Source organism: Glutamicibacter sp. X7 (genome assembly GCF_054889245.1).
In genome coordinates, this window is the sequence record NZ_CM142678.1 from 111,071 (window position 1) to 124,945 (window position 13,875).

The window sequence follows — 13,875 nt, forward strand, 5'->3', positions numbered from 1 at the left end:
ATGAATCGCGGCATCCTGTGGCGCCCCGTTGGTGGGGTGGTGTGGGGTGTTGGCTGTGCTTGGTGCTGTTGGTTGATGCGTGCGTAGTACGCCGTGCCGTTGCTTCGCTCCACTGTGGTGGGGTGTGGTGGTGGTGTGGTTGGAATCGTGGTGTTGGCCGGTGGTGCTGGTGTGGTTTGGCATGCTGTTGGGTTTTGAAGCAACAAGCCTTTGGGTTTGGTGTTTCGGTGTTTCCTGTGTCTGTTGGACGCGTACCCCTTGGTGGGTGTGTGGTCGGTGGGTGTGGGGTTGTTGTTTGGGAACTGTATAGTGAACGCGAGCATCTTATAAGATGACCCTTTTTCCTGCCCCCTTTGTGTGGGTGGGTTGCTGATGGCACTGTTGTCCTGATGGTGTTGTTGGTGGGTTGTTTTGTGATTTTGTTGATTGTTTTTGTTGCTCATTTTTGAGGACTTTGATTTGTGTTGAAGTTTTTAAGGGCGCACGGTGGATGCCTTGGCATCAGGAGCCGATGAAGGACGTGGGAATCTGCGATAAGCCTGGTGGAGTCGATAACCGGACGTTGAGGCCAGGATTTCCGAATGGGGAAACCCCGCACCATGTTATGTGGTGTGACCTGCAGCTGAATGTATAGGCTGTGTGGAGGGAACGCGGGGAAGTGAAACATCTCAGTACCCGCAGGAAGAGAAAACAATAGTGATTCCGTTAGTAGTGGCGAGCGAACGCGGATGGGGCTAAACCGGTTGGTGTGTGATAGCGGATAGGCGTTGCATCATCGGTGTTGTGGGGTCCGCACGTTACCAGTTCTATCTACGCTGGTGGGATGAGGTGCAGGCGTATAGGTGAATCGGTTGGAATGCCGGACCATAGAGGGTGATAGTCCCGTAGGTGTAATGCGTGCTGCCGTTCTTGTGTGGATGCCCGAGTAGCACGGGGCCCGTGAAACCTTGTGTGAATCTGCCAGGACCACCTGGTAAGCCTGAATACTACCTGATGACCGATAGTGAATCAGTACCGTGAGGGAATGGTGAAAAGTACCCCGGGAGGGGAGTGAAATAGTACCTGAAACCGTGTGCTTACAATCCGTTAGAGCAAACTTGTTTTGTGATGGCGTGCCTTTTGAAGAATGAGCCTGCGAGTTAGTGCTGTGTCGCGAGGTTAACCCGTGTGGGGTAGCCGTAGCGAAAGCGAGTCTGAATAGGGCGTTTGAGTGGCACGGTCTAGACCCGAAGCGAAGTGATCTACCCATGGCCAGGTTGAAGCGCGTGTAAGAGCGTGTGGAGGACCGAACCCACTTCAGTTGAAAATGGAGGGGATGAGCTGTGGGTAGGGGTGAAAGGCCAATCAAACTTCGTGATAGCTGGTTCTCCCCGAAATGCATTTAGGTGCAGCGTTACGTGTTTCTTGCCGGAGGTAGAGCTACTGGATAGGCGATGGGCCCTACAAGGTTACTGACCTTAGCCAAACTCCGAATGCCGGTAAGTGAGAGCGTAGCAGTGAGACTGTGGGGGATAAGCTTCATAGTCGAGAGGGAAACAGCCCAGAACGCCAACTAAGGCCCCTAAGCGTGTGCTAAGTGGGAAAGGATGTGGAGTTGCTGTGACAACCAGGAGGTTGGCTTAGAAGCAGCCACCCTTGAAAGAGTGCGTAATAGCTCACTGGTCAAGTGATTCCGCGCCGATAATGTAGCGGGGCTCAAGCACACCGCCGAAGTTGCGTCATTCAAATATTTGCTTGGTTTCGATCGAGCGTTTGGATGGGTAGGGGAGCGTCGTATAGCGGGTGAAGTCGCGGTGTAAACCAGCGGTGGACGCTATACGAGTGAGAATGCAGGCATGAGTAGCGAATGACGGGTGAGAAACCCGTCCGCCGAATGATCAAGGGTTCCAGGGTCAAGCTAATCTGCCCTGGGTTAGTCGGGACCTAAGGCGAGGCCGACAGGCGTAGTCGATGGACAACGGGTTGATATTCCCGTACCGGCGAAGAACCGCCCATACCGTAGCGACGGATGCTAACCACCTCTGAGACCGTGCTCAGTGCCTTTCGAGGTGCTGGTGTGGTGGATGGGCTGGGAACCGATGTTGTGAGGTCAGCGTATTAACAGGTGTGACGCAGGAAGGTAGCCGAGCCAGGCAATGGAATTGACCTGGTCCAAGGGTGTAGGAAGAGTGGTAGGCAAATCCGCCGCTCATTGATTCTGAGACCTGATAGGCGCCCCTTTGGTGGGGTGATTCGGTGATCCTATGCTGCCTAGAAAAGCATCGGCGCGAGGTTCAAGTCCGCCCGTACCCTAAACCGACACAGGTGATCAGGTAGAGAATACTAAGGCGATCGAGAGAATCATGGTTAAGGAACTCGGCAAAATGCCCCCGTAACTTCGGAAGAAGGGGGGCCTGCCTCGTGACGGAGATTTACTCTCTTGAGCGGGTGTGGGCCGCAGAGACCAGGGGGAAGCGACTGTTTACTAAAAACACAGGTCCGTGCGAAGTCGCAAGACGATGTATACGGACTGACTCCTGCCCGGTGCTGGAAGGTTAAGAGGACTCGTTAGTGCTTTGGCGCGAAGCGGAGAATTTAAGCCCCAGTAAACGGCGGTGGTAACTATAACCATCCTAAGGTAGCGAAATTCCTTGTCGGGTAAGTTCCGACCTGCACGAATGGAGTAACGACTTCCCCGCTGTCTCAACCATGAACTCGGCGAAATTGCAGTACGAGTAAAGATGCTCGTTACGCGCAGCAGGACGGAAAGACCCCGAGACCTTTACTATAGTTTGGTATTGGTGTTCGGTGCAGCTTGTGTAGGATAGGTGGGAGACTGTGAAGCTCAGACGCTAGTTTGGGTGGAGTCATCGTTGAAATACCACTCTGGCTGTATCGGTCACCTAACTTCGGACCATGATCTGGTTCAGGGACAGTGCCTGATGGGTAGTTTAACTGGGGCGGTTGCCTCCCAAAATGTAACGGAGGCGCCCAAAGGTTCCCTCAGCCTGGTTGGCAATCAGGTGTTGAGTGTAAGTGCACAAGGGAGCTTGACTGTGAGAGTGACAGCTCGAGCAGGGACGAAAGTCGGGACTAGTGATCCGGCGGCACCTCGTGGAAGGGCCGTCGCTCAACGGATAAAAGGTACCTCGGGGATAACAGGCTGATCTTGCCCAAGAGTCCATATCGACGGCATGGTTTGGCACCTCGATGTCGGCTCGTCGCATCCTGGGGCTGGAGTAGGTCCCAAGGGTTGGGCTGTTCGCCCATTAAAGCGGTACGCGAGCTGGGTTTAGAACGTCGTGAGACAGTTCGGTCCCTATCCGCTGCGCGCGTTGGAAATTTGAGAAGGGCTGTCCTTAGTACGAGAGGACCGGGACGGACAAACCTCTGGTGTGTCAGTTGTACTGCCAAGTGCACCGCTGATTAGCTACGTTTGGAAGGGATAACCGCTGAAAGCATCTAAGCGGGAAGCCTGCTTCGAGATGAGATTTCCATGCACCTTTGTGTGTGTGAGGCCCCCAGCTAGACCACTGGGTTGATAGGCAGGATGTGGAAGCAAGGACTAAAGACTTGTGTAGCTGACCTGTACTAATAGGCCGATGACTTACAACACACAACATAACGATCCTTTGAAAAAGACAAGGTTTTGTTCGCGTTCACTATACGGTTACGAGACAACAACCCCCTCAAACACACGCGTGTGCGTGTGTGGGGCAGGTTGTATCGGTAACACATTTTTGCTTCGAGACTGTTACGGCGGTCATAGCGTGGGGGAAACGCCCGGTCCCATACCGAACCCGGAAGCTAAGGCCCACTGCGCCGATGGTACTGCACTCGTGAGGGTGTGGGAGAGTAGGACGCCGCCGGACTAAACTTATGATGTGGTTTGAGGCCCTAACACACAGTGTGTGTTAGGGCCTCACCCGTTTAACCACACAACCCACACAGCTAAACCCTATACTTCTCGATAGAGTGATTACTGATACTCAGATCACGCTAACTTTAGGAGTTGTTCGTTGAGCACCCAGGCTTTGCAGCACCGCGACGATACGATCAGGCCGCAGGATGACCTGTACCGCCATGCCAATGGCAAATGGTTCGAAACCGCGACTATCCCCGGTGACCAAGGGATTTACGGGTCGTTCATGGAACTTCGTGACGAAGCAGAAAAAGCCGTCCACGATATTATCGAAGACTGCGTGAAGCAGGCCGAGGCTGGTAGCGCTGACGCGAAGATCCAACGCATCGCCAACCTCTACGGTAGCTTCATGAACGAAGACGTCATTGAAGCCCGTGGGGCTGACCCAGTAATCGAGTATCTGCAAGCCATCGAAGCCGTCGAGGACGTGGAATCATTCCTAAACCTCTCCGGCACTTTCTACCGTAAGGGAATCAGTGGGTTCCTGCAGGCCGGTGCAATGAACGATGCCGGCGATCCCGACCGCAACCTGCTGACGTTCTTGCAGGGCGGGCTCGGACTGCCCGACGAGTCGTATTACCGCGAGGAACAGTTCGCGCAGACGGTCAAGGACTACGAAGAACATCTTGCACGGTTGCTTGGCTTGGGGCAGCTACCCGACGCTGCTGACGCCGCGTCCGCCGTGGTGGCATTAGAAACCAAAATCGCAGCGCACCATTGGGATCGCGTAAAGGTTCGTGATGCACAGGCGCGTTACAACCTGATGACTGCCGATGAAGTTCTCACTCTGTTCCCCGGTCTCCTTGTGTGGCTTCAGGGCGCAGGAATCGAGGAGAAGTACTACTCAGAGGTTGTCTTGTGGCAACCGAGCTACTTCGCTGCGTTAGGCGAACTAGTGCATAGCGAGCCCCTCGAAGCGTGGAAGAGTTGGCTTGCAGTTCAAGTGCTTCGCTCCTTCGCCCCTTATCTTTCCAGCGATTTCGTCAATGAGAACTTTTCCTTCTACTCGGCGAAGCTTGGTGGCGTTGAAAAACTCAAAGACCGTTGGAAGCGTGGGGTCGCCTTTACCGAAGGGGCCGTGGGCGAAGACCTCGGACAGCTCTACGTGGCTAAGCACTTCCCACCGGCGGCCAAGCAGGCCATGGATCACCTTGTCGAACGACTTATCGAGGCATACCGTGAATCCATTGCCACCCTGCCCTGGATGGGTGCGGCAACAATCGAAAAGGCCTTGGAAAAGCTCTCCATGTTCCGGCCTAAGATTGGGTACCCGAATGAATGGATCGACTATTCGAGCATCGAGACTAGCGAGCTCGACGTCATTTCCAATCTTGCCGCGGCTAATGAGTTCGAGTTCAAACGAGAACTGAAGAAGATCGATGATGGGGTCGATCGTGAGCTTTGGTTTATGTTCCCGCAGACGGTCAACGCCTACTATCATCCACTGCTGAACGAAATCGCATTCCCGGCGGCCATTCTTCGCCCGCCATTCTTCGATGTGGACCGAGATATCGCCTCCAATTTTGGGGCCATCGGCGCGGTTATCGGACACGAAATTGGTCACGGGTTCGACGATCAAGGTTCGCAGTACGACGGTACTGGCGAGTTGAAGAACTGGTGGACCGAGGAAGATCGTGAAGCGTTCGAGCGCCTTACCGGGAAGTTAGTCGAGCAATACAACGCGCTGACACCGGCTGAGGCTCCGGAACACAAGGTCAACGGCGAGCTCACGCTCGGTGAGAATATTGGTGACCTTGGCGGATTGGGTATTGCCTACAAGGCCTACAAACTGGAATTGGCGGCGCGCGGTCTGGAAACGGACGAAGTAATTGATGGAGTGAACGGAGACCAGCGCTTCTTCTATTCGTGGGCCGAATGCTGGCGTACGCTGATTCGACCCGAAACTGCGGTTGTGCGAGTCACCACGGACCCGCATGCTCCGGGAGAGTTCCGCTGCAATCAGGTACCGAAGAACCTCGATGCTTTCCATGCCGCGTTCGGAACCCAGCCGGGCGACGGAATGTGGCTCGATCCAGCAGACCGAGTAGTTATCTGGTAGAGCAATAAAGGGGGTGCCGCGGCGCCCCCTTTATTGCTGTGTTAGCCAAGTCATGAGACCGCCCGAAGCGCCCACAGGCAACGTAGAATGGAGTACTGTGACTTCCGAAAATTCTTCCGCTCAGGCCCCTGATCCCAACGACCAGCGTCAGGTGCGTACCGATAAGCGCAACACACTGCTGGCTAACGGCGAGGAGGCTTACCCGGTTGGGGTAGCCCGGACCCACACCCTCCAGCAGGTTCGTGAACAGTTCCCGGATCTAGAACCGGACCAGGCTACCGGCGTTAAGGTTGGTATCGCTGGCCGTATCGTCTTTATGCGAAACACCGGCAAGTTGTGCTTCGCCACTTTGCAGGAGGGCGGCCCGCAGGGCTCAGGGACGCGACTTCAGGTCATGCTGTCGCTGGCCAACGTCGGCGAAGAGCGCCTAGCCCAGTGGAAGTCCTTGGTGGACCTCGGGGATCACGTTTTCGTACATGGCGAAGTGATCTCCTCCCGCCGCGGCGAACTGTCCGTCATGGCCGACGCCTTCCAAATGGCCTCGAAGGCTTTGCGCCCGCTGCCGGTGTTGCACGCAGACCTGAATGAGGAAACTCGCGTGCGTCAACGCTACGCCGACCTCATCGTGCGCAATGAGGCTCGCGAAATGGTTTACAAGCGCGCCGCGATCGTCAAGGCGGTGCGTGACACCTTGGGTTCGCACGGCTACGTTGAGGTAGAAACCCCAATGCTGCAGCTTGTACACGGTGGAGCCTCGGCACGCCCGTTCAAGACGCATCTGAATGCATTCGATCAGGATATGACCCTGCGTATTGCTACCGAGCTGTATCTCAAGCGTTGCGTTGTCGGTGGCGTCGACCGCGTCTTCGAGGTGGGCCGCATCTTCCGTAACGAGGGTGTGGACTCGACCCACTCGCCTGAATTCACCACGCTGGAAAGCTACGAAGCTTACGCGGACCAGTTCGTTATGGCCGACCGCATCAAGGAGATCATTCTCAACGCGGCCGACGCGATCGGAGCCGGCCGCCAGATCGAAACCCCGCGCGGCACCGTCAATCTGGACGGGGAATGGCGCTGGATGGGAGTTTACCCAGGCCTGTCCGAGGCAGTGGGCGTAGAGATCACTCCGGACACCGAGGCCGAGGTGTTACGCGAAGTCGCCGCCAAGCACGAGGTAAAGATCGATCCGGCCTGGGGCGCACAAAAGCTTGTCATCGAATTGTTTGGCGAGATTGTCGAGCCCACCCTGATTGACCCGACCTTCGTGTGCGACTTCCCGCCGTTGGCTCAGCCTCTGGCACGTCCGCACCGTGACAAGCCGGGCGTCATCGAGGCCTGGGACCTGATCATCGGCGGCATGGAGCGCGGTACCGCATTCTCGGAGCTTATTGACCCGGTGATTCAGCGTGAGCGCCTCACCGAACAATCGCTGATGGCTGCGGGTGGAGACCCTGAGGCCATGCAATTAGACGAGGACTTCCTGCGTGCCCTTGAATATGGTGCGCCGCCAATGGGCGGAATTGGTTTGGGTATCGACCGACTGGTCATGCTCTTTACCGGTGCCGGAATCCGCGAAACCATTCTGTTCCCATTGCTAAAGCCGGAGGCATAAGCGATGCCATATGTTGAGGCACTCCTGCCAACAATCGTTGTAGGACTCATTTTCTGGTATGTGATCAAGGCAATTACTAACGCTGATCGCAAAGAGCGCACGGCCGAAGCTGCGGCAGATGCAAAAAATAATGGATCAGTTCATTTGCAATCCGCAGCCGATGATAAAAGTGAAAATCCTGATAATTGAGTGTTAATCGATCTTTCGGTTCGTAATTGACGACGAAATGCGCCTATAGTTATCTGTTGAAGAGGGCAATTGCCCAGTCAACCGAGCAAAAGGGGTATCGCAGTGGCTCGTCAGGTACAAATTGCATTGATCGACGACATCGATGGCAGTGAGGCCAGCGAATCAATCGCGTTCAGCGTTGGTGGGCAGCACTTCGAGATCGATTTAAATACCGAGCACGCGGAGGAATTCCGCGCTGCTATTGAGCCATACATTGAGGCGGCTCGTTCTTCGAAGAGCTCTACCGCCGAAGCGCCCGCGATCCGAGCTTGGGCCAAGGAAAACAACATTCAGGTCAACGCTCGTGGACGCCTGAATTCCGAGGTTATCGACGCGTATCACGCGGCAATGCGCAAGGGACGCGGTCGTTCCAAGAGCTAGGGTAATTCGAGACCTTCCAATAAAGGCCGAACCGCATTTGCGGTTCGGCCTTTGGTTTTTCTCACTGGGTAGATAATTGTTGACGCCCTTTATAATCTCGTGATTATAGAAAAGATTCAGATAAATTGTGCACCAACAATCTTGTCGTGAATTCGAGCTCATGAGTCTTCCGGTTATCCCTGTGGCGAACAAGGGAGCGCTCAACGAGTTCGGTGCGTAGCATCGAAACATAGGTAAGCAAGGAGTGTGCCGGAGATGTTTGAGAAATTTACCGACCGTGCCCGTCGAGTTGTCGTGCTCGCCCAAGAAGAGGCGCGCATGCTCAACCACAACTACATCGGCACCGAGCACCTGTTGCTCGGGCTTATCCACGAAGGCGATGGTGTTGCCGCCCAGGCAATGGAGTCGCTGAACATTTCGTTGGGTGCCGTGCGTGAGCAAGTGCAGGAGATTATCGGCAAGGGGCAACAGGCTCCGTCCGGCCACATCCCCTTTACCCCGCGCGCCAAGAAGGTCCTCGAGCTGTCATTGCGCGAAGCCCTGCAGCTGGGCCACAACTACATTGGTACCGAACACATCCTGCTTGGCTTGATCCGCGAGGGTGAAGGCGTCGCAGCGCAGGTTCTGGTCAAGCTCGGAGCCGACCTTGGTCGCGTTCGCCAGCAAGTTATTCAGCTGCTGTCCGGCTACCAGGGCGGCGGAAAAGAAACCGCGTCGGCCGGCGTTAGCTCCGGTGGGCAGTCCGAGGGCACTCCGGCAGGTTCGGCTGTGCTGGACCAGTTTGGTCGGAACCTGACCGCCGCTGCCCGTGAAGGCAAGCTCGACCCAGTCATTGGTCGCGAGCATGAGATGGAACGCGTCATGCAGGTCCTCTCGCGCCGCACTAAGAACAACCCGGTGCTTATTGGTGAGCCGGGCGTCGGTAAGACCGCTGTGGTCGAGGGCTTGGCCCAAGCCATTGTGCGCGGGGATGTCCCGGAAACCATCAAGGACAAGCACCTGTACACGCTGGATCTCGGCTCGTTGGTGGCCGGTTCCCGCTACCGCGGTGACTTCGAAGAGCGTTTGAAGAAGGTGCTCAAGGAGATTCGCACCCGTGGCGACATCATCCTGTTCATCGACGAGATCCACACTCTGGTGGGTGCCGGTGCGGCCGAGGGCGCCATCGATGCAGCAAGCATTCTGAAGCCGATGCTCGCCCGCGGCGAACTGCAGACCATTGGTGCCACCACCTTGGATGAGTACCGCAAGAACATCGAGAAGGACGCGGCGCTAGAGCGTCGCTTCCAGCCGATTCAGGTGGCCGAGCCTTCGGTCGAACTGACCACGCAGATCCTGCGCGGCCTACGCGACCGCTACGAAGCGCACCACCGCGTCTCGATCACCGACGGAGCGCTACAGGCAGCTGCCCAACTGGCGCACCGCTACATCTCCGATCGTTTCCTGCCGGACAAGGCTGTGGACTTGATCGATGAGGCCGGAGCCCGTCTGCGTATTCAGCGAATGACCGCACCGCCGGCGCTGAAGGAGATGGACGAGGAAATCGCCACGGTTCGCCTCGAGAAGGAAGCGGCCATCGATGCTCAGGACTTCGAGGGCGCGGCATCGCTGCGCGACAAGGAGTCGAAGCTGATCGAGGCCCGCAACGACAAGGAAAAGGCTTGGCGCAACGGGGAGCTCGACGAGATCTCCGAGGTCACCGAGGAACTGATTGCCGAGGTGCTGGCGAACTCCACCGGCATCCCGGTTGTGAAGCTGACCGAGGAAGAGTCCTCGCGACTGCTGCACATGGAAGACGAGCTGCATAAGCGCGTCATCGGCCAAGACTCCGCCATCAAGGCGATCAGCCAAGCGATCCGTCGTACCCGTGCAGGCCTGAAGGATCCGAACCGCCCCGGTGGCTCGTTCATCTTCGCCGGTCCGACCGGCGTGGGTAAGACCGAGCTGGCCAAGGCACTGGCCGAGTTCCTCTTCGGCGAAGAAGACGCTCTGATCACCCTCGACATGTCCGAGTACTCGGAGAAGCACACGGTCTCGCGACTGTTTGGTGCCCCTCCAGGCTATGTCGGCTACGAAGAGGGCGGTCAGCTCACCGAGAAGGTGCGCCGTCGTCCGTTCTCGGTGGTGCTTTTCGACGAGGTCGAGAAGGCTCACGCGGATCTGTTCAACTCCTTGCTGCAGATCCTCGAGGACGGTCGCCTGACCGACTCGCAGGGCCGCGTGGTGGACTTCAAGAACACCATCATCATCATGACCACGAACCTCGGTACCCGAGACATCTCCAAGGGTGTGATGACCGGCTTCCAGTCGGCCGCCGACACCAAGACCGGGTACGAGCGTATGCAGGCAAAGGTGCAGGAAGAGCTGCGTCAGCATTTCCGCCCCGAGTTCCTGAACCGTGTTGATGACACCGTGGTGTTCCCGCAGCTGAGCCAGGACGAGATCGAGCAGATCGTGGATCTGTTCGTGCAGCGTCTGGCCAAGCGCCTAGACGATCGCGGTATCGAGATCGAGCTGGCTCCCGAGGCACGCACGCTGTTGGCCGAGCGCGGCTACGACCCATCGATGGGTGCTCGCCCGCTGCGTCGTACCATTCAGCGCGACATTGAGGATCAGCTCTCGGAGCGTATCCTCTTCGGCCAGATCGTTTCGGGCCAGAAGGTATTCGTCGAGGTCGAAGGTGAAGGCGCAGATCGCAAGTTCACCTTCCGCGCCGAGGGCGGTACCGGACAGCTTGAAGGCGAGCCAGCGCCGGCGGCATTGGAGAGCTAAGACCGGCCGTTCGCGGCCGTAGCGATGAGAACATAACCAAGGGGAACCGATTCGAGTACGAATCGGTTCCCCTTGGCTTTAACTTCTCTTAGCGTGTTGCGGCCCGTGCCACTAGCTCTGCGAGAAACTGTTCCTGAGCTTCGTCGAGGCCGGTGACGGCGAAAGAGGTCGGCCACAAGGTGCCATCATCTAACGCCGCAACGTCATTGAACCCTAAGGTTGCGTAGCGGGCATCGAACTTTGCCGCGTCCTGAAAGAAGCACAGCACCTTCCCATCGAGGGCGTAGGCCACCATTCCGTACCAGAGCTTCGGTGCTAGCTGGGGTGCCGCGGTGGTGACAGTGCGATGAATGCGTTCGGCTAGCGTCTTATCCGTTCCGCTAAACGAAGCGATCTTATCGAGGACGGCCTGTACATCGGCGGCCGCCTTTTCGGCCTTCGTCATGCGCTTCTTCGGAGCCCGGACCTCGGCCGCGCGCTCCTTCATCGCCGCCTTTTCGGCGTCCGTGAAGCCCTGCTGGGCGGTGTCTTGATTAGTTGCCACGGTGCTACCCCTAAGCCTCGGCGTTAATGCGGACCATATTGCCCGACGGGTCGCGGAAGGCACAGTCGCGTGGTCCCCATGGTTGCTGCATGGGTTCTTGGAGCACCTCGGCGCCCGAGGCGCTCACGGATTCGAAGACTGCATCGAGGTCGGGCACCGTAAAGACCAGACCACCCATCGCTCCCTTGGCAACCAGCTGCTCCAAGGCGGCAGCGTCGTCGTCGGAGCGCCCGGCGCCGGGCGTGGAAAGCACCAGGTTCAACCCTTGCTGGCCCGACACGGCGAGTGAAACCCAGCGGAACCCACCATTGGCCACATCCGAAACGACTTCCAAACCCAACGCGTCGCGGTAGAAGCCCAGAGCTTCGTCGACGTCGAGGACGGTAACCGGCACATACTGCAAAGAAATGTTTGTCATGTCCTCAGAGTATTCGTCGCCTTGCAACTACCGCTTCTTCAAAACTGCTCGGTTTGCGGCAGCGGGGAACGAGGGGGTCGAAGCAGGATCTTGGCGATGCATGCGGGAATTTCCTCGGTGGGACTGTGCTCCCGGTCCCGATACGCGGTGGGGCTTTCTCCGATGACCTCCGTGAAGCGGGCGCTAAAGGACCCCAGGGAGCTCCAACCCACCATCATGCACGTGTCGGTCACACCGTGCCCGGCTCGTAGTAACACCATGGCCCGTTCGATTCGTCGGGTCAGCAAGTAGCTGTAGGGCGTCTCGCCATAGGCGCGCTTGAACTCCCGGGAGAAATGGGCCGGAGACATGAGCGCACGCTGCGCCATGGCCGGCACGTCCAAGGGTTTCGCATATTCGCGATCCATCAGATCACGAGCCCGACGCAGGTGCGCTAGCGTCGCGGTGGATTGTCGTTCGGTGGGCACGTAATGAACGCTACCAGCGGATCGAAAGCGAAGAGAGGCCCCGACGGTTTTAGACTTGTTTCTGTGAATACTTTTCAGGTTCGTTCCGCCCGCACCAGCGATGTCGCCGCCATTCAGGCGTTGGTCCGCCCCCTGGCAGAACAACGCATCCTCTTGGATAAGGAAGCGGTGACCTACTACGAATCCATTCAGGAGTTTGTGGTGGTCGAGGACGCCGACGGCACTGTCGTTGGCTGTGGTGGGCTACACGTAATTTGGGAAGATATCGCCGAAATCCGCACACTTGCCTCCAACGCCGCCTATCGCGGTCAAGGTGTCGGGCACTTGCTGATGAATGAGCTGGTGCGCCGGGCCCGCGCCGTCGGGGTGCGGCGCGTCTTCTGCCTAACCTTCGAGGTGGACTTCTTTAAACGCCATGGATTCCAGGTGATGGCGGATCAAAGCGCCGTAGACCCCGGGGTCTATCAGGAACTATTGCTCTCCCGCGATGAAGGTGTGGCCGAATTCCTGGACCTAGCGCGCGTGAAGCCCAACACCTTGGGCAACACACGGATGATCTTGGAGCTCTAACGCGGCAGGTGCACCAGGGTCTCGCTCTGCATGGCGAGCCCATCTTGAATCAGCCCGGCTAGGGCGCGCTGACGTTGCTCCAAGGGGGCATTGAGCTTTTGCAGCCCGGTGTATTCGGCGGCCGGTGCGCCGGTGAGGTCCTCCAGGAAACTGGCCGCCGGAACCGGCTGTGGGCTGTGTCGGAGTACGGCCATGATCGCCCCGCGTACCTGACGGTCGGTGCCTGCCCACGACTGCCCCTTGGGTGTGTAATGCGGTTCCGGGCGTCCGGCGGCGATCCAGGCGCACTGGGCGAAAACCGGGCACTGATCGCATTTGGGGCTACGCGCCGTGCAGACCAACGCGCCGAGCTCCATCACCGAAATATTCCACAGATTCGCGGTGTGCCGATCGCTTGGCTGTACCTCGCGGGCGCGGCGAAACTCGCTGGCTCGCGGATGCGGTTCGGGCAGTGCCGCGCCGCCGAAGAGTCTGGCGTGCACGCGGCGAATATTGGTATCCACTACCACGGTGGGTTCCCCGAACGCGAAGCAGGCGATGGCGGCCGCGGTGTAGTCGCCCACTCCGGGAAGTGCCCGCAAATCGGCTTCGGTGCCCGGCACCTTACCGCCGTGGCTTTTAGTGATTTCCACCGCAGCGGCATGTAGCCGTTGGGCACGTCGCGGGTAGCCTAGGCGGCCCCATGCGATCAACGCCTCGGACAATGGCTCGGCCGCGAGATCCGCCGGCTCCGGCCAGCGGGCCATCCACTGTGTATAGACGGGCAGCACACGGTTAACCGGGGTCTGTTGCAGCATGAATTCGCTGACCATAATCGCCCAGGGGCTTGCCTCCGCCGAACGCCAAGGTAGCTGCCTGGCGTTGTTGCGGTACCAGTGATTAATCAACTCGTGGATTCGATGCACCCATCCACTGTAGGCGCC

The 13,875-nt window shown here is 57.8% G+C and carries 10 protein-coding genes and 2 rRNA genes; 8 read left to right on the forward strand and 4 right to left on the reverse strand.

Annotated features, from left to right (window positions below):
* The first annotated feature begins 463 nt into the window (after positions 1-463).
* The 7 genes from ACYU0X_RS00540 to ACYU0X_RS00570 all read left to right on the forward strand — a co-directional run bounded on the left by ACYU0X_RS00540 (position 464) and on the right by ACYU0X_RS00570 (position 10,953).
* Positions 464-3,595 (forward strand): 23S ribosomal RNA (locus tag ACYU0X_RS00540).
* A gap of 139 nt (positions 3,596-3,734) precedes the next feature.
* Positions 3,735-3,851 (forward strand): 5S ribosomal RNA (rrf, locus tag ACYU0X_RS00545).
* A 147-nt stretch (positions 3,852-3,998) separates the two neighbouring features.
* Positions 3,999-5,960: a M13 family metallopeptidase gene (locus ACYU0X_RS00550; RefSeq protein WP_418908028.1), complete on the forward strand. Its 1,962-nt coding sequence runs from the start codon at positions 3,999-4,001 to the stop codon at positions 5,958-5,960.
* Between the two features lie 52 nt (positions 5,961-6,012).
* The gene (gene lysS / locus ACYU0X_RS00555; RefSeq protein WP_418908029.1) at positions 6,013-7,572 is read left to right on the forward strand and encodes a lysine--tRNA ligase; all 1,560 of its coding nucleotides are present in this window, start codon (positions 6,013-6,015) and stop codon (positions 7,570-7,572) included.
* A 3-nt stretch (positions 7,573-7,575) separates the two neighbouring features.
* A complete protein-coding gene (locus ACYU0X_RS00560; RefSeq protein ID WP_461901816.1) occupies positions 7,576-7,761 on the forward strand; it encodes a hypothetical protein in 186 nt (61 codons plus the stop codon).
* Positions 7,762-7,863: 102 nt separating this feature from the next.
* On the forward strand, positions 7,864-8,181 hold the full coding sequence (locus tag ACYU0X_RS00565; protein ID WP_309410235.1) for a histone-like nucleoid-structuring protein Lsr2: 318 nt from the start codon (positions 7,864-7,866) through the stop codon (positions 8,179-8,181).
* A 255-nt stretch (positions 8,182-8,436) separates the two neighbouring features.
* Complete coding sequence (locus ACYU0X_RS00570) at positions 8,437-10,953, forward strand: ATP-dependent Clp protease ATP-binding subunit (protein ID WP_309410234.1); 2,517 nt, start codon at positions 8,437-8,439, stop codon at positions 10,951-10,953.
* 88 nt (positions 10,954-11,041) lie between these two features.
* On the opposite strand, the gene ACYU0X_RS00575 is transcribed toward ACYU0X_RS00570, so the two are convergent.
* Genes ACYU0X_RS00575 through ACYU0X_RS00585 form a run of 3 tightly spaced genes read right to left on the reverse strand, consistent with a single transcriptional unit; the run spans position 11,042 to position 12,322 of the window.
* Entirely contained in the window at positions 11,042-11,497 is a 456-nt protein-coding gene (locus ACYU0X_RS00575; protein WP_461901817.1) for an iron chaperone, read from the reverse strand.
* Between the two features lie 10 nt (positions 11,498-11,507).
* Entirely contained in the window at positions 11,508-11,915 is a 408-nt protein-coding gene (locus tag ACYU0X_RS00580) for a VOC family protein (protein WP_418908032.1), read from the reverse strand.
* 38 nt (positions 11,916-11,953) lie between these two features.
* A complete protein-coding gene (locus ACYU0X_RS00585; RefSeq protein ID WP_461902766.1) occupies positions 11,954-12,322 on the reverse strand; it encodes a helix-turn-helix transcriptional regulator in 369 nt (122 codons plus the stop codon).
* A gap of 123 nt (positions 12,323-12,445) precedes the next feature.
* Between ACYU0X_RS00585 and ACYU0X_RS00590 the strand changes: the two genes are divergently transcribed.
* A complete protein-coding gene (locus ACYU0X_RS00590) occupies positions 12,446-12,952 on the forward strand; it encodes an amino-acid N-acetyltransferase (RefSeq protein WP_309410231.1) in 507 nt (168 codons plus the stop codon).
* On the opposite strand, the gene ACYU0X_RS00595 is transcribed toward ACYU0X_RS00590, so the two are convergent.
* Complete coding sequence (locus ACYU0X_RS00595) at positions 12,949-13,857, reverse strand: HhH-GPD family protein (protein ID WP_461901818.1); 909 nt, start codon at positions 13,855-13,857, stop codon at positions 12,949-12,951. The genes ACYU0X_RS00590 and ACYU0X_RS00595 overlap by 4 nt on opposite strands.
* Positions 13,858-13,875 lie beyond the last annotated feature (18 nt).